At 64.2% G+C, this 22,036-nt stretch carries 18 protein-coding genes and 2 tRNA genes; 8 read left to right on the forward strand and 12 right to left on the reverse strand.

Translation table 11 applies throughout. The annotated features are described in order from the left end of the window. Window positions 1-168 precede the first annotated feature (168 nt). From YP76_RS06245 to YP76_RS06260, 4 genes are all read left to right on the forward strand, one after another. Window positions 169-441 carry an HU family DNA-binding protein gene (locus YP76_RS06245; protein ID WP_013846598.1) on the forward strand — a complete coding sequence of 91 codons (273 nt, stop codon included), beginning with the start codon at window positions 169-171 and terminating at the stop codon, window positions 439-441. A gap of 278 nt (window positions 442-719) precedes the next feature. Then, window positions 720-796 (forward strand) — tRNA-His (locus YP76_RS06250). A 65-nt stretch (window positions 797-861) separates the two neighbouring features. Further along, window positions 862-1,245 (forward strand): phosphoribosyl-AMP cyclohydrolase, encoded by a 384-nt coding sequence (hisI, locus tag YP76_RS06255; protein WP_046763249.1) that lies wholly within the window; start codon window positions 862-864, stop codon window positions 1,243-1,245. Continuing rightward, a complete protein-coding gene (locus YP76_RS06260) occupies window positions 1,232-1,762 on the forward strand; it encodes a hypothetical protein (RefSeq protein WP_046762759.1) in 531 nt (176 codons plus the stop codon). Before hisI ends, YP76_RS06260 begins: the two co-directional genes overlap by 14 nt. A gap of 18 nt (window positions 1,763-1,780) precedes the next feature. On the opposite strand, the gene YP76_RS06265 is transcribed toward YP76_RS06260, so the two are convergent. The 4 genes from YP76_RS06265 to YP76_RS06280 all read right to left on the reverse strand — a co-directional run bounded on the left by YP76_RS06265 (window position 1,781) and on the right by YP76_RS06280 (window position 7,027). Beyond that, on the reverse strand, window positions 1,781-2,977 hold the full coding sequence (locus YP76_RS06265; RefSeq protein ID WP_084733060.1) for an MFS transporter: 1,197 nt from the start codon (window positions 2,975-2,977) through the stop codon (window positions 1,781-1,783). A gap of 118 nt (window positions 2,978-3,095) precedes the next feature. Then, window positions 3,096-3,773: a L,D-transpeptidase family protein gene (locus YP76_RS06270; RefSeq protein ID WP_046762761.1), complete on the reverse strand. Its 678-nt coding sequence runs from the start codon at window positions 3,771-3,773 to the stop codon at window positions 3,096-3,098. Window positions 3,774-3,825: 52 nt separating this feature from the next. Then, window positions 3,826-6,093, reverse strand: coding sequence for an NADP-dependent malic enzyme (locus YP76_RS06275; RefSeq protein WP_046762762.1), 2,268 nt, complete (start codon window positions 6,091-6,093; stop codon window positions 3,826-3,828). A 10-nt stretch (window positions 6,094-6,103) separates the two neighbouring features. Then, window positions 6,104-7,027, reverse strand: a complete 924-nt coding sequence (locus tag YP76_RS06280; protein ID WP_046762763.1) for a LysR family transcriptional regulator — start codon at window positions 7,025-7,027, stop codon at window positions 6,104-6,106. A 93-nt stretch (window positions 7,028-7,120) separates the two neighbouring features. Between YP76_RS06280 and YP76_RS06285 the strand changes: the two genes are divergently transcribed. The 3 genes from YP76_RS06285 to alaS all read left to right on the forward strand — a co-directional run bounded on the left by YP76_RS06285 (window position 7,121) and on the right by alaS (window position 13,310). After that, window positions 7,121-9,283: a malate synthase G gene (locus YP76_RS06285; RefSeq protein WP_046762764.1), complete on the forward strand. Its 2,163-nt coding sequence runs from the start codon at window positions 7,121-7,123 to the stop codon at window positions 9,281-9,283. 37 nt (window positions 9,284-9,320) lie between these two features. Beyond that, on the forward strand, window positions 9,321-10,580 hold the full coding sequence (locus YP76_RS06290) for a M24 family metallopeptidase (RefSeq protein WP_046762765.1): 1,260 nt from the start codon (window positions 9,321-9,323) through the stop codon (window positions 10,578-10,580). Between the two features lie 63 nt (window positions 10,581-10,643). Then, the gene (gene alaS, locus YP76_RS06295; RefSeq protein ID WP_046762766.1) at window positions 10,644-13,310 is read left to right on the forward strand and encodes an alanine--tRNA ligase; all 2,667 of its coding nucleotides are present in this window, start codon (window positions 10,644-10,646) and stop codon (window positions 13,308-13,310) included. A gap of 144 nt (window positions 13,311-13,454) precedes the next feature. On the opposite strand, the gene YP76_RS27630 is transcribed toward alaS, so the two are convergent. Further along, window positions 13,455-13,826, reverse strand: coding sequence for a hypothetical protein (locus tag YP76_RS27630; protein ID WP_157035686.1), 372 nt, complete (start codon window positions 13,824-13,826; stop codon window positions 13,455-13,457). A 442-nt stretch (window positions 13,827-14,268) separates the two neighbouring features. On the opposite strand from YP76_RS27630, the gene YP76_RS06305 reads away from it, so the two are divergent. Then, a complete protein-coding gene (locus YP76_RS06305; RefSeq protein ID WP_046762768.1) occupies window positions 14,269-15,204 on the forward strand; it encodes a glutaminase in 936 nt (311 codons plus the stop codon). On the opposite strand, the gene YP76_RS06310 is transcribed toward YP76_RS06305, so the two are convergent. The 7 genes from YP76_RS06310 to aroA form a co-directional block, all read right to left on the reverse strand. Continuing rightward, entirely contained in the window at window positions 15,201-16,985 is a 1,785-nt protein-coding gene (locus YP76_RS06310) for a cation:proton antiporter domain-containing protein (RefSeq protein ID WP_046762769.1), read from the reverse strand. The two genes, YP76_RS06305 and YP76_RS06310, sit on opposite strands and share 4 nt — an antisense overlap. Window positions 16,986-17,040: 55 nt before the next feature. Beyond that, a tRNA-Leu gene (locus YP76_RS06315) sits at window positions 17,041-17,126 on the reverse strand. A gap of 294 nt (window positions 17,127-17,420) precedes the next feature. Further along, window positions 17,421-17,708 (reverse strand): integration host factor subunit beta, encoded by a 288-nt coding sequence (locus YP76_RS06320; protein ID WP_046762770.1) that lies wholly within the window; start codon window positions 17,706-17,708, stop codon window positions 17,421-17,423. 166 nt (window positions 17,709-17,874) lie between these two features. After that, window positions 17,875-19,587 (reverse strand): 30S ribosomal protein S1, encoded by a 1,713-nt coding sequence (gene rpsA / locus YP76_RS06325; RefSeq protein WP_046762771.1) that lies wholly within the window; start codon window positions 19,585-19,587, stop codon window positions 17,875-17,877. A 171-nt stretch (window positions 19,588-19,758) separates the two neighbouring features. Then, window positions 19,759-20,394: a (d)CMP kinase gene (locus YP76_RS06330; protein ID WP_046762772.1), complete on the reverse strand. Its 636-nt coding sequence runs from the start codon at window positions 20,392-20,394 to the stop codon at window positions 19,759-19,761. Then, window positions 20,391-20,642, reverse strand: a complete 252-nt coding sequence (locus YP76_RS06335; protein ID WP_046762773.1) for a CBU_0592 family membrane protein — start codon at window positions 20,640-20,642, stop codon at window positions 20,391-20,393. Before YP76_RS06335 ends, YP76_RS06330 begins: the two co-directional genes overlap by 4 nt. Beyond that, a complete protein-coding gene (gene aroA / locus YP76_RS06340) occupies window positions 20,639-21,979 on the reverse strand; it encodes a 3-phosphoshikimate 1-carboxyvinyltransferase (protein WP_046762774.1) in 1,341 nt (446 codons plus the stop codon). Before aroA ends, YP76_RS06335 begins: the two co-directional genes overlap by 4 nt. Window positions 21,980-22,036: the final 57 nt, after the last annotated feature.

Consider the following 22,036-nt stretch of genomic DNA (forward strand, 5'->3'; position numbering starts at 1 on the left):
TGAAAGCGGCGTTCGGCGGTTGTTCGACGAGGTTTTGGCTTAAAATCTTGTCTGAGTAGCCGCTGACGCCGCTTTCCCTTTGACAAGCCCCGAAAGCTGGGCCTTATTGCCGCGCCTACGCCGCGATTCCTAAACTTATCCAACCAGCTAGAAGGGGGTTCCCAAGGCATGAACAAGCAGGATCTTATCGGCGCGGTCGCTGAAAGCAGCGGCCTGAGCAAGAGCGACGCTAGCAAGGCCGTCGAAGGCGTTTTCGACGCGATCACCGGGGCGCTCAAGAAGGGCGACGAAGTTCGCCTGGTCGGTTTCGGCACCTTTTCCGTTTCGCAGCGCAAGGCCTCTACCGGCCGCAATCCGCGCACCGGCGAAACCATGACGATCAAGGCTTCGGCCCAGCCCAAGTTCAAGGCCGGCAAGGGCCTGAAGGACTCGGTTAACTAAGAGTTTCAAGGGCGCTCTTCTGCACGGGCGCCCTTGCCAGTTTCCAGAGCCGGCATCGCGGTTGGCGAAAGTTTTACGGAGAGAATGGCGCAGCAGCAGGGAGTTGAGACTCCCGTGGCGCGCGCTGATTTGAAGGGTTGGAAAAGGGGGGAGGGCGCCCAGCTCTTCGCCCCTTTTCTTTTTTATTTTTGCCTCGCGCCATTTTCTCCGATCAGGCCGCTTGACGGCGGGGTATGGGCCGCATATGTGGCCCTTCTCTCGGGGCAAACGCCCCTGTGGCGATCGTAGCTCAGTTGGTTAGAGCGCCGGTTTGTGGTACCGGAGGTCGCGGGTTCGGATCCCGTCGATCGCCCCATTTTCTCTCTTATCCCTTGATAATCAGGGCTTCGCATGAAGCCCGGCGCGCTCTATAGCGCCTCCATGGATGATGCGCGCGACATGGGGCTGACCCTCAATCCCAAATATGACAGGGACGGCCTGATCACCGCCGTCGTGACCGATGTGGACAGCGGCGAGGTGCTGATGGTCGCGCACATGAATGCGCAGGCGTTGAAGCTGACGGTCGACACGGGCCTTGCCCATTTCTGGTCGCGCAGCCGCCAGTCGCTCTGGAAGAAGGGTGAGACCTCCGGCCACATGCTGCAAGTCCGCGATCTCCGCATCGATTGCGATCAGGATGCGGTCTGGGTGAAGGCGGTCCCGGCCGGTCCCACCTGCCACACCGGCGCGCGGTCCTGCTTCTTCCGCCACATCGGCCCGGACGGCCTGACGCCGGTTGAGCCGAGCGCCGATGCGGCTGACTAGCCTTTGCGCGCTGTTCCTGCTCGCCGCATGCCAGCGCGAAGCTGCGTCTCCTGAGCGGCATGAAACGGGCGTCCAGACCAGTTCGGGGCTCGAACGCGCGGCCATCGAAACCGGCGTGATCGCCGATGCCGCGAAAATCCCGGCCATCGGCCTCTACCAACGCACCCATGAGGCGGGCCGCGACGCCCTCTGCGTGATCCCGGCGAAGAATGGCGACTATCGTTTCGGCCTGGAAGCAACCTTCGGCGAGGATCAAAGCTGCGTGGGCAGGGGATCGGCGCGCCGCGCGGGCGACAAGTTGATCCTCAGCTTTTCCCGCAGCGATCATTGCATCGTGGTGGCCCAATATGACGGCGACCAGATATCGCTGCCCGGCGTGGTCGACATGAAATGCGCGGATGTCTGCAAGGGCCGGGGGACGCTGGAAGGCGTCAGCTTCCCGCGCGTGACGAGCGATGTCGCATCCGCCTTGCAGTTACGCGACAGCAGCGGCGGTCCACTCTGTCAGGCCGATTAACCGGAAGCGGGCCGCCATCTATTCGCAGGGAACGGTCGCCAGTCGCATCGACCGCTGATGCAGGCCCAGTGTGAACAGGAAGATCGCCAGCCCGCCCAATGCCAGCGCCGCGCCGATCCACCCGGTCGAGGTCAGCCCATAGCCCGCAGCGATCGCCATCCCCCCGAGCCAGGGCCCCAGCGCATTGGCGAGATTGAAGGCGGCATGATGCGCTGCCGCCGCCAGCGTCTGCGCATCCCCCGCCACGTCCATCAGCCGCGTCTGCAACACGCTGCCCAGACCGCCGCCAGCGCCGATCAGGAAGATCACCAGTGACAGGCTCCAGATATTCCCCGCCATCAGCGGGAATAGCGCCAGCGATCCGGCGCTCCACAGCAGCACGATGATGGCTGTCCGGCTCTGCGCCCGGTCCGCCGCCCAGGCCGCGACCAGATTGCCGATCGTCAGGCCGATACCGAACACCGCCAGCACCAGCGGCACCAGCCGCTCCGACACATGGGTCACGGAAATCATGGTGGACGCGACATAGGTGTAGACCGCGAACAACCCGCCGAAACCGATCGCCCCGGTCAGCAGCGTCAGCACCACCTGCGGTTCCCTGAAGGCGCCCAGTTCCCGCATCGGGCTGGCCTGCGGATCGCCGGCATCGCGCGGCGCGTAGAGCGCCACCAGCGTCATGGTGATCACCGCCAGCAGCGCGACGACGCCGAAGCCCCAGCGCCATCCCAGCGCCTGTCCCAGCCAGTTCGCCACCGGAACGCCGATCACGGTCGCGACGGTGAGGCCGGTCATGACCCGCGCCACCGCCAGCGCGCGCCGGTCACTGGGCACCAGGGACGCGGCGACCAAAGCCGCCACGCCGAAATAGGCGCCATGGGGCAGGCCGCTCAGGAAGCGGAAGATCAGCATGGTCGTGTAGTCGGGCGAAAGGGCGCTGAGGCCATTGCCGATCGCGAACAGGGCCATCAGCCCGATCAAGAGCGTCCGTCGCGGCAGCCGTGCGCCCAGCACGGCGATGACCGGCGCGCCGACCACCACGCCCAATGCATAGGCGCTGATGGCATGGCCCGCCATCGGCTCGCTGATCCGCAGGTCGCCCGCGAAAAAGGGCAGCAGGCTCATCGCCGCAAATTCGGTCGTGCCGATGGCGAAGGCGCCCATGGCGAGCGCAAGAATGACGAGAGCGGGGTGAACCGCACGATCGGCCTGCGCCATCGGCTGCTCCATGTTGCGATGCGATAGGGGTTAAGGCCTGCACATGATAGCGTTACCTGGCAAAATCAAGCCGAAGACGGCATGATTTTATCGCAGTTGCGTCAGCGCGTGCCGCAACTCAGCTTGCATGGCTCGTGTCCAGCCTCTTGCCATTGGTGATGACCACCAGATCGCCCAGCTTCGTCACGCCGAACAGCTTTTTCGCGAACGGCTTGGGCACGCCGATGCAGCCATGGGTGGCATTGCCCCATTGCACGTCGCTGCCATGGATGGCCACGCCGTCGCTGGTCAGCCGCAACGTGTGGGGCATGGGGGCATTGTTATAGGTGCGGCTGTAATGGTCGGCATCCTTCTGGATGATCGGAAAGGCGCCGAGCGGGCTGGGCTTGTCGTCCGCGCCATAGATGATGACCGCCGACCCGATCTCATAGCCTGCGCGGAAGACGGACAATGTCTGCGCCTTGAGGTCGACGGTGATGATGACCGGCCCGGTCGCTGGCGCGCCGCCCTCGTCCCAGACATAATCGCCATGGCGGAAGGGGCCGTCGATCGGCAGGACGCGCTTCACCATCAGCGCATGGGGATCGACCGCGACGGGCTGGGCACGGGTGCGTTCGACCGGCTGGTCTTGCTTCGGCTGGGCTTGCTTCGCGACGGTCCGCGTGGTCGTGGGTTGGTCCGGCTTTCCGGGCTCCAGGTCGCGCCCACGCCCGATCGACAGGCCGAGCAACAGCAGCACGGCGGCCGCGCCGCCCCCGATTGCCAGCTTCACTCCGGTCGAAACCCGTCCTGCCATGAACCGTCCTTAGCGATCTTTGGGCGGCTCATGGCAGAAAAAGGTTAAGGCTTCAGCCCTCGCGCTCGACCTCCGCCGCCGCGATGGCGGTCAGGTTCAGGATGCCGCGCGCCGTCACGCCGGGTGTCAGCACGTGGATCGGCTGGGCCAGACCGACCAGCATCGGCCCGACCGTCGGAGAACTGGATGAAGCGGACAAGGCCGTGAGCGTGATGTTCGCCGCATCCAGATTGGGCATGACCAGTAGATTGGCTGAACCCTCGAACCGCGAATCCGGGATCAACCGCTCCCGCAGGCCCTGGCTCAGCGCCGCATCGGCGTGCATTTCGCCATCGACCATCAATTCGGGGGCGGCCTGCTTCACCAGCTTGAACGCCTCGCGCATCTTGCGCGCGCTGGGCGAATGCGACGCCCCGAAATTGGAGTGGGACAGCAGCGCGACGCGGGGCGTCAAACCGAAATGCTTGAGTTCCGTCGCGCCCAGCAGCGTCATTTCGGCGATCTGTTCCGGCGTCGGATCGGGCACCATATGGGTATCGGTGATGAACAGCGCGCCCGCATCCAGGATCAGGCCCGACAGCGCGTAGACGCGGCTGTTGCCCGGCGTGCGGTCGATGATCCGCAGCGCATGTTCCACTTCACCCCAATAGTCGCTGTTGCCGCCGACCAGCGCCGCATCGACCCGCCCGGTGCGCAGCAACATGGCGGCGGTCACGCTGGGCCGGCGATAGACATGGCGGACTACTTCGGCGCCAGACACCCCCTTGCGCGCGGCGACGGCGCGATAGCCCTCGACCAATTCGCCCATCAGCAGATGATCGGTTTCCGGATCGATCACCTCGACGTCGCGGTCCAGTTCGAAGCGAAGGCCGAGATTGGGCAGCTTTTCCTTCAGGATTCGCCGCCGCGCCACGATCACCGGGCGGACGATGCCTTCGTCCAGCGCGTCCTGAATGGCGCGCAGCACGCGATCATCCTCGCCTTCCCCATAAGCGATGCGGCGCTGGGCACCCCGGGCCGCCTCGAACACCGGCAGCATGAGCTGGGCCGAGCGGGCATTCTGCTGCATCAACTGCCGCTTGTAGACCTCAAGGTCGAGTTGTTTCTTGGCGACGCCGCTATCCATTGCCGCCTTGGCGACGGCGCAGGCGATCTCCGCGATCAGGCGCGGGTCGAAGGGGGTGGGGATGATATAGTCCGGCCCGAACACCAGCTTGCGCCCGCCATAGGCCTGCGCGACGCTGTCATGGGCGGGCATGCGGGCGAGATTGGCGATGGCATCTGCGGCGGCGACCTTCATCGCCTCGTTGATCTCGGTCGCGCGTGCATCCAACGCCCCCCGGAAGATATAGGGGAAGCACAGGACATTGTTGACCTGATTGGGATAGTCCGAGCGGCCCGTGGCGATGATCGCGTCGGGCCGCGCCTCCCGCGCTGCCTCCGGGCGGATTTCCGGCTCCGGATTGGCGAGCGCGAAGATCAGCGGATTGGGCGCCATCAACGGCAGCCATTCCGGCTTCAGCACGCCCGGCGCGGACAGGCCCAGGAACAGGTTTGCGCCCGGCAGCACGTCGGGCAGGGTGCGCGCATTGGTGGTGCGGGCATAGCGGGCCATGTTCGGCAACATGCCCTCGCGCTCCGAATGGATGACGCCATCCTTGTCGGTCAGCGTCACATTGTCGATCGGCAGGCCCATCGACACCAGCAGGTCGACGCAGGCCAGCGCCGCCGCACCCGCGCCGGATGTCACCAGCTTGGCGTCGGCCAGCGTCTTGCCCTGCAACACCAGCGCATTGCGCACCGCCGCCGCCACCACGATGGCCGTGCCGTGCTGGTCGTCATGGAAGACGGGAATGTTCATCCGCTTCTTCAACGCCGCCTCGATGGCGAAGCATTCCGGCGCCTTGATATCCTCCAGGTTGATGCCGCCGAATGTCGGCTCCAGCAGGGCGACGGCCTCGATGAACTTCTCCGGGTCGGTCGTGTCCACCTCGATATCGAACACGTCGATATCGGCGAACTTCTTGAAGAGCACGGCCTTGCCCTCCATCACCGGCTTGGACGCCAGCGCGCCGATCGCGCCCAACCCCAGGACCGCCGTCCCGTTGGAGATCACCGCGACCAGATTGCCCCGCGCGGTATAGTCCATCGCCTTTTCGGGGTCTTGCGCAATGTCGACGCAGGGCGCGGCGACGCCGGGCGAATAGGCCAGCGCCAGATCGCGCTGGTTGACCATGCGCTTGGTCGGTTCGATCCTCAGCTTTCCGGGCTGCGGATAGCGGTGATAGTCCAGGGCGGCGCGGCGGGTGTTTTCGTCCATGACAGGGGCCTTAGAGTTGCTTTTCGGGAGGGGCAATGGTGGAGCGCTCCCAGGGGGGGCTGGGGGCGTAGAGCTGGATGAGAAAATCGACGAAGGCGGTGATGGCGAGGGGCGGATTGCTCTGCGGCAGGTGCACGGCATAGAGGCCGACGTCCGCCGACCCTTCATGATCGGGCATGATCTGGCGGATATCGCCGCGCTCCAGCGCGTCGCTCACGTCCCACAGGGATCGCAGCGCAATGCCCACGCCCGCCATCGCCAGTTCGCGGACCATCTCGCTGCTGTTGGTGCGGACATGGCTGACGCCCTCGACCGCGATCGATCCGGCCGGCCCGCTCAGCCGCCAGGGCAATTGTCCGTCCGCCGCGAGCAGGCGATGCCTGCGCAGATCGGCAACGCTTTCCGGTGTTCCGAACCGTTGCAGATAGGCCGGCGCCGCGCACAGGACGCGCCGGTTGGTCGCCAGTCGGTGGGCGGACAACCCCGGTCCCGGATCGGCGGTGATGCGGATCGCCAGGTCCGCCCGCGTCGCCAGCAGGTCGGCATAATCGTCCGACAGGTCGATGCGCATCCGCACCTTGGGATGCGCGTCCAGGAACCGCTCCAGCCAGGGCGCGACATGCATGCGCCCGAAGGATGTCGGCGCCGTCACCCTCAGCGTTCCCGCCGCCTCCGCCGACGTGCCGGACACGCGGCGCTCCGCTTCATCCAGTGCCGCCAATATGTCGCGCAGATCCTCATGCAGCCGTTCGCCAGCGGGCGTCAGAGCCAGCCGCCGCGTGGTCCGGTGAATAAGCCTCGTCCCCAGCCGGTCCTCCAGCCGCACCAGCCGTTTCGACACCATGGCGGGCGAGATGTTCAGCCGCCGTCCCGCCGCCGCCATGCCCCCTTCGTCCACGATGGTCGCGAACAGGTCATAATCCGGGTCCATCATTTGTTTCACCAGAAGAAAGTCTGAATTCCAATAATGGCGTCTACACGCTATAATGCAATCCGTCTATGGTCCCGCCCCAAAGGAGATGACCTCATGACCATGACCGATCGCGCAGGCCTGAAGGTCGCGCAGCAGCTTGCCAGCTTCATCGAGGAGCGCGCTCTTCCCGGCACGGGGATCGAAGCGGCCTCTTTCTGGCAGGGCACCGCCGCGATCTTCGCGCAGTTCGCCCCGGAAAACGCCGCCCTGCTGGCCAAGCGGGACACGATCCAGGCACAGGTCGACGCCTGGCATCAGGAAAGGGCAGGGCAGCCCATCGACGGCGCGGCCTATCAGGGATTCCTGCGCGAGATCGGCTATCTCGTCCCCGAACCCGCGCCCTTCCAGATCGGCAGCGAGAATGTCGACGATGAGGTCGCCCGCCTCGCCGGACCGCAATTGGTCGTCCCGATCCTCAACGCCCGCTTCCTGCTGAACGCGGCCAATGCGCGCTGGGGCAGCCTTTATGACGCGCTCTACGGCACGGACGCGATTCCCGGCACGGCGACGGGCAAGGGCTATGATGCGGAACGCGGCGCGCAGGTCATCGGCTGGGCGAAGGATTTCCTGAACCGGGCCGTTCCGTTGAAGGGGCATGCAGGCTGGGCCGACATCGTCCGGCTGCATGTCTGGAACGGCGAACTGCACCTGCATCTCCGGGAAGGGCATGGTGTCGTGGCGACCAGCCTGCGGCCGGCGGACGGTTTCGTCGGCTATAGCGGCGATCCGGCAGAACCCAAGGCGATCCTGCTGCGGCACAATGGCCTGCATATCGAGCTGGTCATCGACCGTTCCCACCCGATCGGCAGGGACGACCCGGCAGGCATTGCCGACGTCATCCTGGAATCGGCGCTGACCACGATCTGCGATCTGGAAGACTCGGTCGCCGCCGTCGATGCGGAGGACAAGGTCGCCGCCTATTCCAACTGGCTCGGCCTGATGCAGGGCGACCTCACCGACACGTTCGAGAAGAACGGCCGGCGAATGACCCGCGCCCTCAACCCCGACCGCGGCTATATCGCGCCCGACGGCGGCCACTTCACACTGGCGGGCCGCAGCCTGCTCTTCGTCCGCAATGTCGGTCATTTGATGACCACGCCCGCCGTCCTGCTCGCCAACGGTCAGGAAGCGCCCGAAGGCATTCTGGACGGCATCGTCACCACGCTGATCGCCCTGCACGACCTGAAGCGCGAAGGCGGCAACAGCCGCGCCGGCAGCATCTATATCGTCAAGCCCAAGATGCACGGCCCCGAAGAGGTCGGCTTCACCAACCGGCTGTTCGATGCGATCGAGGACCTGCTCGGCCTCGGCCGCCACACGCTGAAGGTCGGCGTCATGGACGAGGAACGCCGCACCTCGGCCAACCTCGCCGCCTGCATAGAGGCGGTGAAGGACCGCATCGTCTTCATCAACACCGGCTTCCTCGACCGCACCGGCGATGAAATGCACACGTCGATGCGCGCCGGTCCGATGATCCGCAAGGGCGAGATGAAGAGCAGCGACTGGATCACGGCCTATGAAGACCGCAACGTCCAGATCGGCCTTGCCTGCGGGCTTTCGGGCCGCGCCCAGATCGGCAAGGGCATGTGGGCCGCGCCCGACCGCATGGCCGACATGCTGGACCAGAAGGTCGGCCATCCCAAGAGCGGCGCCAACACCGCCTGGGTTCCGTCCCCGACGGCGGCCACGCTGCACGCGACCCATTATCACGGCATCGACGTTTTCGCCCGCCAGGCCGAGCGGAAGATGGAAGCGATCGCGCCTCTGGACAAGCTCCTGACCATCCCGGTCGCGCAGGGCCGCAACTGGTCGGAGGAGGAGATCGCGCAGGAACTGGACAATAACGCGCAGGGCATCCTCGGCTATGTCGTCCGCTGGATCGACCAGGGCGTCGGCTGCTCGAAGGTTCCCGACATCCACGACATCGGCCTGATGGAAGACCGCGCCACGTTGCGTATTTCCTCGCAGCATATCGCGAACTGGCTGCTCCACGGCGTCTGCACGAGCGAACAGGTCGACGCCGCCTTCACCCGCATGGCCGCCAAGGTCGATGCCCAGAATGCGGGCGATCCGCTCTACCGGCCGATGAGCGGCCATCCGGAAAGCCTCGCCTGGCAGGCCGCCCGCGCCCTGGTGTTCGAAGGGGTCGCGCAGCCCAACGGCTATACCGAACCGTTGCTCCACAAATATCGAGCACTGGCCAAGGCGGCGGCCTGATCTTGCCAATCCGGTGGGGAAGAGGCACCAAAAGCCCATGCCTCTTCTCCACCGCCGTCACCTTCTCCAGCAGGGCGCAGCGCTCACCGGCCTGCTCCTCGCCAGCCCGCGTCTCTTCGCGCAGGAACGCGCTGCCGAATCGCTCAAGCCCCTCACGACCGATGTCATCCCGATCGGCCGCGAAGAACGCGCCGCCCGCCTCGCCCGTGCGCAGCAAGCCATGCGCGCCCGGAATATCGGGGCCCTCATCGTCGAACCCGGCGCGAGCCTCATCTACTATACCGGCGTGCGCTGGTGGCGCAGCGAGCGCCTGACCGCCGCCATCATCCCGGCGGAGGGCGCGCCGATCATCGTCTGCCCCTTTTTCGAACGCCCCTCGGTCGACGAATCGCTCGGCATCGAAGCGGAAACCCGCGTCTGGCAGGAACATGAAAGCCCCTATGCCGTCATCGCCGCCTATCTGAAAGAAAAAGGCCTCGCCCAATCCCGTATCGGCATAGAGGAAAGCGTCCGCTATTTCGCCGTCGACGGCCTTCAATCCGCGCTCCCGCAGGCCCGGATCGAAAAGGATCCCGTTACCCGCGCCCTGCGCATGCGCAAGACGCCCGCCGAAATCGCCCTGATGCAAAAGGCCGCCGACGTCACGCTCGCCGCCTATCGCTGGACCTATCCGCGGATCAAGACCGGCATGTCCCGCCAGGACATTGCCGCGCTGATGGACGCCGCGACCACGGCGCTGGGCGGCAAGACCGAATTCAACCTCATCCTGCTCGGTGAAGCGGCCGCCTATCCCCATGGCAGCGGCAAGCCCCAGAAGGTCACGCCCGGCGCAGTCGTCCTCATGGATTGCGGCTGCACGGTCGAGGATTATCAATCCGACATCAGCCGCAGCTTCATCCACGCCGCCGCCCCCACGCCCCAGCAACGCAAGGTCTGGAACGAAGTCGCCCAGGGCCAGAAAATCGCCTTCGCCGCCGCCAGAATCGGTGCGCCCGCGGGCACGGTCGATGATGCCGTCCGCGCTTATTATGAGAGCCTCGGCTACGGCCCCGGCTACCAACTGCCGGGCCTGTCCCACCGCACCGGCCATGGCATCGGCATGGAGGGCCACGAGCCCGTCAACCTCGTCCATGACGAGAAAATGCCGCTCGGCGAAGGCATGTGCTTCTCGAACGAACCGGGCCTTTACCTGCCCGGCGTCATGGGCATCCGACTGGAGGATTGCTTCCACATGGGCGCCACCGGCCCCATCTGGTTTTCCCGGCCGCCTGCCTCAATCGAGAACCCCATCGACTGATATTCCCATAAACGACGAAAAGCCCCGCTTGTGCGTTGGAGCGCTTCCCACTAAATCGCCCGCATGACCTCGACCAACGACATTCGCCGCTCCTTCCTCGACTATTTCGGGGCCAACGGCCACACCATCGTTCCGTCCGCGCCTCTGGTGCCGCACAACGACCCGACGCTGATGTTCGTCAATGCGGGCATGGTGCCGTTCAAGAATGTCTTCACCGGCCTCGAATCCCGCCCCTACAACAAGGCGACGTCGAGCCAGAAGTCGGTCCGCGCCGGCGGCAAGCATAACGACCTCGACAATGTCGGCTACACTGCGCGCCACCACACTTTCTTCGAAATGCTGGGCAATTTCAGCTTCGGCGACTATTTCAAGGAACAGGCGATCACCCACGCCTGGACCCTGCTGACCAAGGAATGGGGCATTCCGGCGGAGAAACTCACCGCCACCGTCTATCACACCGACGACGAAGCCTTCGACCTCTGGAAGAAGATCGCCGGGCTCCCTGAGCACAGGATCATCCGCATCCCCACCAAGGATAATTTCTGGGCGATGGGTGACAGCGGCCCCTGCGGTCCCTGCTCGGAAATCTTCTACGACCATGGCGATCATATCTGGGGCGGCCCTCCGGGAAGTCCGGAGGAGGATGGCGACCGCTTCGTCGAGATCTGGAACCTCGTCTTCATGCAATATGAGCAGGAAGCGAATGAGATCGTCAGCGAACTGCCCAAACCCAGCATCGACACCGGCATGGGTCTGGAGCGCATCGCGGCGGTGCTGCAAGGCGTCCATGACAATTACGACACCGACACTTTCAAGGCGCTGATCGAGGAATCGGGCGCGCTCACGAAAACCGCCATCGATGGCGAGTTCAAGGCCAGCCACCGCGTCATTGCGGACCACCTCCGTTCGACCAGCTTTCTGATCGCGGACGGCGTGCTTCCCGCCAATGAAGGCCGCGGCTATGTGCTGCGCCGCATCATGCGCCGCGCCATGCGCCACGCGCACATCATCGGCGCGAAGGAACCGTTGATGCACCGCCTCGTCGGCAGCCTCGTCTCAGAAATGGGCGGCGCCTATCAGGAACTGGTCCGCGCTCAGCCGCTGATCGAGGAAACGCTGCTGCGCGAGGAAACCCGTTTCCGCAAGACGCTGGAAAACGGCCTGAAGCTGCTCGACGAAGCCACCACCGACCTGTCGGAAGGCGGCACGCTGCCGGGCGAAACCGCTTTCAAGCTCTACGACACTTACGGCTTCCCCTATGACCTGACCGAAGACGCGCTGCGCTCGCGTGGCCTCGGCGTCGACCGGACCGGCTTCGACAAGGCGATGGCCGAGCAGAAGGCCGCCGCCCGTGCCGCATGGAAGGGATCGGGCGAAAAGGCGTCGGACGAAATCTGGTTCGACATCGCAGAAAGCACCGGCAGCACCGAGTTTATCGGCTACACCGCGACCGTGGGCGAGGGTGAAGTGCTCGCGCTGGTGAAGGACGGCGCCCGCATCGACGCCGCCGGGCCGGGCGATGAAGTCACCATCATCACCAACCAGACGCCCTTCTACGGCGAAAGCGGTGGCCAGATGGGCGACGCCGGCACGATCAGTTCGCAGGCTGGCCTTGTCGCAGACGTCGAAGATACCGCCAAGCCCTTGGGCCGCCTCCACGCCCACAAGGCAAAGGTCGGCGCGGGCAAGATCAAGGTCGGCGACACGGTGCATCTCAGCGTCGACACCCACCGCCGCGACCGCATCCGCGCCAACCACAGCGCCACGCATCTTTTGCACGCCGCGCTGCGCAACGAACTGGGCGCGCATGTGACGCAGAAGGGCAGCCTCGTCGCGCCGGAACGCCTGCGTTTCGATTTCTCGCACCCGGAGGCGCTGACCCATAGCCAGATCGCCGCGGTCGAAAGCCAGGTCAATGAGCAGATCCGCCACAATGAAGCGGTCACCACGCGCCTGATGACCCCGGACGACGCGATCGCCGCAGGCGCCATGGCCCTCTTCGGCGAAAAATATGGCGATGAAGTCCGCGTCCTGTCGATGGGCAAGGGCGACGGTCAGGATAATGGGCACAATTATTCGGTGGAACTGTGCGGCGGCACCCATGTCCGCGCTACCGGCGACATCGCGATCCTCAAGATCATCTCGGAAAGTGCCGTCTCGTCCGGCGTCCGCCGTATCGAAGCACTGACCGGCGAAGCGGCGCGCCTCTGGCTCTCCGACCGCGAAGAGCGCCTGCGCCAGTCGGCCGCCGCGCTCAAGACGACGCCGGAAGAGGTCCCCGCCCGCATCGCCGCACTGGTCGAACAGAGCCGCAAGCTCGAACGCGAACTGGCTGAAGCGAAGAAGGCATTGGCGCTCGGCGGCGGCGGTTCCGCTCAGGCCGCTGGCCCGGAAAAGGTCGGCGCGATCAACTTCATCGGTCAGGTGATCGAAGGCCTCGACCCCAAGGAACTGCGCGGCCTGGTCGACCAGAACAAGACGACGCTCGGCAGCGGCGTCTCTGCCGTGCTCGCCGTGGTCGATGGCCGCGCGAGCATTGCGGTCGGCGTTACCGACGACCTGGTGGGAACCATCAGTGCCGTCGACCTCGTCCGCGCAGGCGTCGAGGCCCTTGGCGGCAAGGGCGGCGGCGGCCGTCCCGACATGGCCCAGGGCGGCGGGCCCGAAGGTGACAAGGCGCATGCCGCGATCGAAGCGGTCAAGGCCACCCTCGCCAACGTTCCGGCATAAGTCATACCATAACTTTCCTCTGGCTCTGGAAGAGAGGCACTCACCACTCTCTCAGGGCGCAGGGCAGCGCTGTGAGCGAAGCGAATATAGGGAACGCTGCAATGGGGTGGTTTGGCGATAGTCCGGTTTTGGAGGCGAATGGCGCTATTCAAGCAATTCTAAGCGCTCAGCTTGGATCATTGGTTTTCCCGTCGCACCGTTTGCGATGACCTGACCAGACAAACGCACCTTTTGCTCGATAAACCCGTTTTTGTCAGGGCGAGAGGTATGAACAATTCTGTCATACGCCCCATCGACGGCTTCATTGGCTGTGGCAAAATCGGTTGTTCCGGGGCACTGATCGGAGGTGAGATAGGCGCCGCATTCGATGCAACCCTGCTCAGCATAGGCATGAAGTATCGCTGTGCCTTCCACCTGATCGCCGGCCGATACAGTCCAGCACCGATCCGCAGCGATTTTTATCGGTCCTGATCCGCAAGATGTTAAAGCGATGAAGGGTAAAAGGAATGTCCGCATCTAGGCATTTTCACACCATGCCTAAAAGTCTGCAAGTGGTCGTTTTCAGACCTCGCTTTAATGATCGGATCGGTGCCTAGATGATGGGCTAGGGATCATCCGTGGCCCTAAAGCTACAGCATTCTCGAAAAGCATCCTATTTTCTTCAGGAGGACAGCATTTTGTCTGTCCTATTCCATACCCACAGGATTATGCCGCATCGCTCTTTAAAAAAAACGCACCACCATGCATACGCGCGCGCGGGCACGCGCGCGCATACACTGTGAACTTTGGCGTAAAACGGCCGGAAAAACGGCAATGAAGCTGCTCGGAACGGAAGCTCGTCCCAACCGCCGGGCCTTCATGATATAAAAGCCTGTCCTACGGGACCGGCCATGCGCTATGCCGCTAACCGTGTCATTGATGATGCCCGATCCTGTCCGGAAAAGCTGATCATACCCCCATGGACCTGCCCGCCATACTCTCCGAAATCGTCGCTCATGCAGCGGACCGGGAGGATCGCGGCACGGTCGCCAGTTACATTCCTGAATTGGCCAAGATCGATCCCGGCCAGTTCGGTATCGCCGTCGCCACCGCCGATGGCCGCCTGATCGCCGGCGGCGACGCCGACACAGGCTTTTCGATCCAGTCCATTTCCAAGGTTTTCGCCCTGACCCTTGCTCTCGGCAAGGTCGGCGACCAACTCTGGGAGCGGGTGGGGCGGGAGCCCTCCGGCAATGCCTTCAACTCCATCGTCCAACTGGAGCAGGAACAGGGCATCCCGCGCAACCCGTTCATCAATGCGGGCGCCATCGTCGTTGCCGACGTCAATCTGGGCGGTCATCAACCGCGCGTGGCGATTGGCGAAATGCTTCGGTTCGTGCGCTATCTGGCGGGCGATGACAGCATCGCCATCAATGAAACCGTCGCGGCTTCCGAAACCGCGACCGGTTTCCGCAACATGGCGCTTGCCAATTATATGCGCGCCTTCGGCAATGTCCGCCATGCGGCCGATCTGGTGCTGGGCAGCTATTTCCATCAATGCGCGATCGAGATGAGCTGCCGTCAGCTTGCTCTGGCGGGCCGTTATCTGATGCTCGACGGCCGGCACCCCGAAGGTGGCCGGGTCGTTTCCTCCAGCCGCGCCAAGCGCATCAATGCACTGATGCTGACCTGCGGTCATTATGACGCATCCGGCGATTTCGCCTTCCGCGTGGGCATTCCGGGCAAATCCGGAGTCGGTGGCGGCATATTGGCGATCGTGCCCGGCCGTGCCTCGATCGCGGTGTGGGCGCCCGGCCTCAATGAAAATGGCAACAGCCAGCTTGGAACGCTGGCGCTGGAAGAACTGGCGCGCCGTACCGGCTGGTCCGTCTTCAGCCCGCCGAATGAACTTTAAGGCACCTCATCCGGCCGCAACCGCCGCAGCTTCGGCGCGGTTTCCAGTTGGGCGGCCTCCTTGATCCCCATCCGCAAGTCTTCGCGAGTCTGGTGGATGGAAGCGATCACCGGTCCCATCGCGACCCCCAGGTCGACGAGCGCCGTCTCGGCAAGCTGGAGCGAACTTTCCAGTGTTTCCGGCACCGCATCGCTCGCCCCGGCCTTGTAGAGCTGGGCTGCATGATCGGTGTCGCGCGCTCGGGCGATGACGGGCAGATCCGGCACCCAACCCCGCACCCGCTTGGTGACACGTACGGACAGCACGGGATCGTCCATGGTCAGGATCAGCGCACGGGCGTGGCCCAGCCTCAGCTTGTCCAGCATTTCGGTTCGCGATACGTCGCCGAACAGGATCGGGTATCCGTCACGCCGCGCCTCCGCGACGACATCGGGGTCCGATTCGACGACGATGAACCGCTGCTTGTGCAGGACCAGCAGGTCGCAGACCATCCGCCCGACCCGGCCGAAGCCGATGACCACGGCGGCGGCTTCGGCATGGTCCTCGCTGACTTCCACGGCCTCTTCGCCCAGCGCCATTTCCAGCCGGCGGGCGATATCATGCCCCAGTCGCGCCAGAAGCGGGGTTATGGTGAGGCCGATTGCGGTCACGATCTGCCAGAATGTGGCCGTCGAGGGCAGGATCAATTGCGCGGCGGCCGCCGCGGAAAGCACGATCAGCGTGGTTTCCGACGGACTGGCCATCAGCACGCCGACCTCGAGGGCAACACCCTTTCGCGCCCCGGAAATGTAGAGCAGCGCGGCGGTGACGATCGTCTTGGCGAGCACGACGCCCGCCACAGCCAATATGAGGCTCGGCCAATTGGCGAGGATGACCCGCACATCGAGCCCCATGCCGACGGTGATCAGGAACACCCCGAGAGCAAGGCCCTTGAACGGGGCGGTCATCACTTCAACCTCACCATGATAGTCGGTTTCGGCGATCAGCAGGCCGGCAAGGAGGGCGCCGACGATCGGGGACAGACCTGCGATCGATGTAGCGAGGCTGGAGACGATGACCACCAGCAGGCTGGCGGCGAGAAAGACTTCGGGACTTTTGGTGCGTGCGGCCTGGCGGAAGATGTGCGGCAGGCACAGGCGCCCCAGAACCAGCATGACGGCAATGGTGATGCCGCTCTTGAGCAATGTATCGGCCAGTTCGCTCCACGGACCATCGGGGCTGGCCGCCACCGATGGTGCAAGCGCGCCCAGCATGAAGATGATGGGGACGAGCGCGAGGTCCTCGAAAAGCAGCATGGAAAAGGCGGCACGGCCGACCGCGCTTTGCGTCCCGACCATAGGAAGCACCACCGCCGTTGATGACAGGGCGAGCGCGAGCCCCAGGCCAAATGCTCCCGCGGGGGATTGGCCCAATATGTAAAGCCCGGCGGCGATCAATGTACCGCCGCCGATCAATTCTGCGGCACCTACTCCGAATACTTGCGTCCGCATGGTCCAGAGGCGCCGGAAGCTGAGTTCCAGTCCAATGGAGAACAACAGCAATATGACGCCGAGTTCCGCAAAGGGTTCAATGGCTGCCCTGTTGGAAATGGTGACATGATAGAGCCACGGATATTGGCTGACCAACGCGCCCAGTCCGGATGGACCGACCGCCAGTCCTACCAGGATGAAACCGATGACGGGGCTGATCCGGAACCGGGCAAAGCCGGGAATGACCAGTCCCGCCGCACCCAGGATGACCAGGGAATCACTGAAGCTTTGTGGATTGATCGCGTCGGCCATGACCGATCATTGCGGCAATCGCCGCCGATATCCAGCGTTAAGGCGAGGAATGCGTTGGTGCGGACGGCGGGACTTGAACCCGCATTCCCAGGGGGAGGCGGATTTTAAGTCCGCTGCGTATACCGATTTCGCCACGTCCGCTTGGGCAGACATCCCCTGAAGGCTAATAGGGCACAGGTCAAGATATGGTTGAAGTTGAACGACGGCGCCGATCGACCCCCTGTGCCAAGGCCCCGAGATGCTGGTGCATGCGATTCGAAACCGCTGGAACATCGCGCAAATCTCGCCGAGGGCGGCTCAGCCAAGATCGTCGCCCAGTGATAGGAACGGGTTCAAAATGGTCTTTCAGCAAGATGAGGCGTCTCGAAACGAGGCGTCCGCCTCCTTTCGATCCGGACATTTCCTCCTTACCCTCCATCAAGGTCCGTCAACGGTCTAGATGGCCTTGACGTTCAGCCGTTCCCGCATTTCCTTGCCGGGCTTGAAATAGGGAACGCGCTTGGCGTCGACCGGGACTTGCTCACCGGTCCGCGGGTTGCGACCGGTGCGCGCGTCGCGGGCGCGCGTGGTGAACGCGCCGAAGCCGCGCAGTTCCACACGTCCGCCGTTGGAAAGGCGGTCGACAATCTCCTTGAAGAAGAGATCGACGATCCTTTCGACTTCCTGGAGGTTGAGGGTTGGATTTTCCTCAGCCAGTCTCTGTATCAGTTCCGAGCGTATCATTGGTCCTCCAGACTCCCCCTTCTGGTTCCCGGTTTATTTATAATGAATCCCAAAGCTGCTGACAATCAGCCAATATCGGTAGGTCTTTCTCATTTTGGGAATAGAAAAAGCCCGCCAGAGACAAGTTCCGGCGGGCTCTATTACTTAAGTTAGATACCGAAGGAGATTAACCTTCGCTCTTGGCTTTCAGGGCTTCACCCAGAATGTCGCCCAGCGAAGCACCGCTGTCGGACGAGCCATATTGTGCGACAGCCTGCTTCTCTTCGGCGATCTGCATCGCCTTGACCGAGAAGGTCGGCTTCTTGGCGCGGTCGAAACCGGTGACCATCGCGTCGAACTTCTGGCCAACCTGGAAGCGTTCCGGACGCTGTTCGTCGCGGTCGCGGCCGAGGTCGCTGCGCTTGATGAAGCCGGCGGCTCCGTCTTCGCCAGCCTGGACTTCCAGGCCGCCGTCGCGCACTTCCAGAACCGTCACGGTGACGATCGCATTCTTGTTGAGGCCGGCAGCCGCAGCAGCCGTGCCGCCAGCGGCCGGGCCACCACGCTCGAGCTGCTTCATGCCGAGGCTGATACGCTCCTTCTCAATGTCGATGTCGAGAACGACGGCCTGAACCGTCTCGCCCTTGCGGTGCAGAGCCAGCGCGTCCTCGCCCGAAATACCCCAGGCGATGTCGGACATGTGGACCATGCCGTCCACGTCACCATCCAGACCGATGAACAGACCGAATTCGGTTGCATTCTTGACTTCGCCCTCAACGGTAGAACCGATCGGGTGACGTTCGGCGAAGCTGTCCCAGGGGTTGTTCTGAGCCTGCTTGAGGCCGAGCGAGATGCGACGCTTCTCGGGATCGACTTCCAGGATGATGACGTCGACTTCCTGGCTGGTCGAAACGATCTTGCCGGGGTGGACGTTCTTCTTGGTCCAGGACATTTCCGAAACGTGGACGAGACCCTCGATGCCCGGCTCCAGTTCGACGAACGCACCATATTCGGTGATGTTCGTGACGCGGCCCGACAGCTTGGCGCCGACGGGGTACTTGGCGCTGGCGCCTTCCCACGGATCGCTTTCCAGCTGCTTCATGCCCAGGCTGATGCGCTGAGTGTCGCGGTTGATGCGGATGATCTGCACGCGGACGGTGTCGCCGATGTTGATCATCTCGTTCGGGTGGTTGATGCGCTTGTACGACAGGTCGGTGACGTGCAGCAGGCCATCGATGCCGCCCAGGTCAACGAACGCGCCATAGTCGGTGATGTTCTTGACGACGCCCTCGATGATCTGACCTTCGGCCAGCGTCTGGATCAGGCCGCTGCGCTGTTCGGCGCGGGTTTCTTCCAGGATGGCGCGGCGCGACACGACGATGTTGCCGCGGCGGCGATCCATCTTCAGGATCTGGAAAGGCTGCGGGATGTCCATCAGCGGGGTGACATCGCGCACGGGGCGGATATCGACCTGCGAGCCAGGGAGGAATGCCACGGCGCCGTCCAGGTCGACGGTGAAGCCGCCCTTGACGCGGCCGAAGATGACGCCTTCGACGCGGGCGTTTTCGGTGAATTCGGATTCCAGCTTGTCCCAGGCGGCTTCGCGGCGAGCGCGGTCGCGTGACAGCATGGCTTCGCCATGGGCGTTTTCGACGCGGTCGACATAGACTTCGACTTCGTCGCCGACCTTGAGGTCAGCCTTCTGACCGGGCGCGGCGAATTCGCGCAGCGGCACGCGGCCTTCCGACTTCAGGCCGACGTCGATCAGCGCCATATCGTTTTCGATGCCGGTCACGGTGCCCTTGACGACGCGACCTTCGAAGCCGCCATCCTCGCCACCGAGGGAATCATTGAGAAGCGCGGCGAAATCGTCGCGCGAGGGGAATGCCGTAGAGGCCATGTTGTAGTCCTTCACTCGTCATTGCTGGCCTACCGGTTGTGTCCGGTGGTCTTTGAGGCCAAACAGTCCGCACGGCCGGATTGCCGCACGAACATCCTTTCGGCCATGGCGAGTCGACACCCGTGGATAAGCGAAAAGGGCGCCTGGGAAACCCCGGCGCCCGGCATCGCGTCAGGCGTTGCGCCGACGTTCCAACTGGGCATCCACCAATGCAATGGCTTGCTGGACGGCGGCGTCTATAGTCAAATTGCTGGTGTCGAGCAAGTCCGCGCCATCGGCCACACGCAATGGAGCATGGTCGCGGCTCATGTCGCGGGTGTCGCGGGCCTGGATGTCCGCGATCAGGCTGTCCATGTCGGGATGGCCGCCATGAGACAGGGCGTCGTCATAGCGCCGCTGGGCACGGACGTGGACGCTGGCGGTGACGAAGATCTTGGCGTCGGCATCGGGGGCGATGACCGTCGCGATATCGCGCCCGTCCAGGATGGCACCGCCGGGTTGGGTGGCGAAGTCGCGCTGTCGTTTCACCAGCGCCTGCCGGACGCTTGGGTGGATCGAGACGCGGGAGGCGAGGGAGCCGACCGCCTCGCTGCGGAGCGCGGGGTCGGCGAGGACGCCATCGTTGAAGGAGCAGGCGGCCAGGGCGTCCGCTTCATGATCGGGATCGCCGCCGGTTTTCAGGACGGCAAGGCCGACCGCGCGATAAAGCAGTCCGGTGTCGAGGACGGGGAGGCCATAATGGCGGCCCAGCGCCTTGGCGATCGTGCCCTTGCCCGATGCGGCGGGGCCATCGACGGCGATGATCATGATGCTTTGCCTTTCCGCAGCGCCTTGGCGAGACCGATCAGGGCAATGAACGCCCAGACGATTTCCAGCGCCATCGACGCCACGTTGAAATGAACGGTCAGCGAGTAGATCAGCAGCAGCGCGCCGACCAGATTCAGCAGGTTGAAGAGGGTGAAATTCAACGTCTTCGCCATGTTGCTATAGGCATAGGCAACGACCATCAGGCCGCTGCCGACCAGGCCTATGGCATTGGCGAAGTCGAAGGTCATGCCATGGCCCCCAGCGATTCGAGCAGGGCGGTGAAGCCGGGGAAGCTCGTCGCGACCGGGCGCATGTCATCGATGGTGACGCCGTTTTTCGACACCAGGCCGGCGATCGCAAAGCTCATGGCGATGCGGTGGTCGAGCTTGGTCGCGATCGGTCCGCCGCCGGTCAGCAGCGCGCCGCCGCTGCCCTCTATGACGATACCGTCCTCCAGTTCCTCTACGGTGACGCCGATGGCGCGCAGGCCCGTCGCCATGGTGGCGATACGGTCCGATTCCTTGACGCGCAGTTCTTCAAGGCCGCGGAAGACGCTGCGCCCTGCCGCAAAGGCTGCCGCGATGAAGGCGACGGGATATTCGTCTATCATCGAGGGGGCGTTGGCCGGATCGGGCTCGATGCCCTTGAGCGCGGAGGCGGTGATGACGAGGTCGCCCACCGGCTCGCCACCGACCTCGCGGGGATTTTCGATGGCGATGTCGCCGCCCATCTCGCGGAGCAGGTCGACAAGACCGGCGCGGGTCGCGTTGAGGCCGACATTGGCGATCGTCACCTTCGAGGCCGGCACCAGCAGCGCAGCGACCATCGGGAAGGCCGCGGAGGATGGGTCGCCCGGCACAGTGATCGATTGCGGGCGGAGTTCGGCTTCGCCCCTGAGTGTAATGATACGGGTGCCGTCGGCCTCCACCTCTATGTCGAGGTCGGCGCCGAAGCCCTTGAGCATGCGTTCGCTATGGTCGCGGGTCGGGATCGGTTCGACGATGCGGGTGATGCCGGGGGCGTTGAGGCCTGCCAGCAGGATCGCGGATTTCACCTGCGCCGAGGCGACGGGCAGGCGGTAGTCGAGCGGCACCGCCGGGCAGACGCCGCGCATGGTAAGCGGCAGGCGATCGCCGGGGCTGGTCGTGAAGCTGGCGCCCATGCGGGACAGGGGCTCTGTGACGCGGGCCATGGGGCGCTTGCTGAGCGAGGCGTCCCCCACGAAGGTCGCGGTGATCGCATGACTGGCGACAAGGCCCATGAGCAGGCGGGTCGACGTACCGCTATTGCCCATGTCGAGCGCGCTTTGGGGCTGGAGCAGGCCGCCGACGCCGACGCCGTGGATGTGCCAGATGCCTCCCTCATCCCTGCGGATTTCGGCGCCCATCGCCCGCATCGCTGCGGCGGTGGCGAGGACATCCTCTCCTTCCAGCAGGCCTTCGACGCGGCTTTCGCCCACGGCCAGCGCGGAGAGCATCAACGATCGGTGCGAAATGCTCTTGTCGCCCGGCACCGTGATCGATCCGGAAAGGGCCGGGGCAGCGGTGAAGGTCTTGGGGTGCGGCTGGTCGGAAGAAGCGGTCACGGGGAAATCCGTCTGTAAGACTTGAAAAAATGCGCCCGGCTTTTGACAGGGCGGTTT

The organism is Sphingobium chungbukense, from assembly GCF_001005725.1.
Classification (GTDB): Bacteria; Pseudomonadota; Alphaproteobacteria; order Sphingomonadales; family Sphingomonadaceae; genus Sphingobium; species Sphingobium chungbukense.

Excerpts from the sequence above, each read along its gene's own strand:
- YP76_RS06245 (WP_013846598.1), top strand. The coding sequence starts at position 169 with ATGAACAAGCAGGATCTTATCGGCGCGGTCGCTGAAAGCAGCGGCCTG.
- hisI (WP_046763249.1), top strand. The coding sequence starts at position 862 with ATGGATGATGCGCGCGACATGGGGCTGACCCTCAATCCCAAATATGAC.
- YP76_RS06260 (WP_046762759.1), top strand. The coding sequence starts at position 1,232 with ATGCGGCTGACTAGCCTTTGCGCGCTGTTCCTGCTCGCCGCATGCCAG.
- YP76_RS06265 (WP_084733060.1), bottom strand. The coding sequence starts at position 2,977 with ATGGCGCAGGCCGATCGTGCGGTTCACCCCGCTCTCGTCATTCTTGCG.
- YP76_RS06270 (WP_046762761.1), bottom strand. The coding sequence starts at position 3,773 with ATGGCAGGACGGGTTTCGACCGGAGTGAAGCTGGCAATCGGGGGCGGC.
- YP76_RS06275 (WP_046762762.1), bottom strand. The coding sequence starts at position 6,093 with ATGGACGAAAACACCCGCCGCGCCGCCCTGGACTATCACCGCTATCCG.
- YP76_RS06280 (WP_046762763.1), bottom strand. The coding sequence starts at position 7,027 with ATGATGGACCCGGATTATGACCTGTTCGCGACCATCGTGGACGAAGGG.
- YP76_RS06285 (WP_046762764.1), top strand. The coding sequence starts at position 7,121 with ATGACCATGACCGATCGCGCAGGCCTGAAGGTCGCGCAGCAGCTTGCC.
- YP76_RS06290 (WP_046762765.1), top strand. The coding sequence starts at position 9,321 with ATGCCTCTTCTCCACCGCCGTCACCTTCTCCAGCAGGGCGCAGCGCTC.
- alaS (WP_046762766.1), top strand. The coding sequence starts at position 10,644 with ATGACCTCGACCAACGACATTCGCCGCTCCTTCCTCGACTATTTCGGG.
- YP76_RS27630 (WP_157035686.1), bottom strand. The coding sequence starts at position 13,826 with ATGCGGACATTCCTTTTACCCTTCATCGCTTTAACATCTTGCGGATCA.
- YP76_RS06305 (WP_046762768.1), top strand. The coding sequence starts at position 14,269 with ATGGACCTGCCCGCCATACTCTCCGAAATCGTCGCTCATGCAGCGGAC.
- YP76_RS06310 (WP_046762769.1), bottom strand. The coding sequence starts at position 16,985 with ATGGCCGACGCGATCAATCCACAAAGCTTCAGTGATTCCCTGGTCATC.
- YP76_RS06320 (WP_046762770.1), bottom strand. The coding sequence starts at position 17,708 with ATGATACGCTCGGAACTGATACAGAGACTGGCTGAGGAAAATCCAACC.
- rpsA (WP_046762771.1), bottom strand. The coding sequence starts at position 19,587 with ATGGCCTCTACGGCATTCCCCTCGCGCGACGATTTCGCCGCGCTTCTC.
- YP76_RS06330 (WP_046762772.1), bottom strand. The coding sequence starts at position 20,394 with ATGATCATCGCCGTCGATGGCCCCGCCGCATCGGGCAAGGGCACGATC.
- YP76_RS06335 (WP_046762773.1), bottom strand. The coding sequence starts at position 20,642 with ATGACCTTCGACTTCGCCAATGCCATAGGCCTGGTCGGCAGCGGCCTG.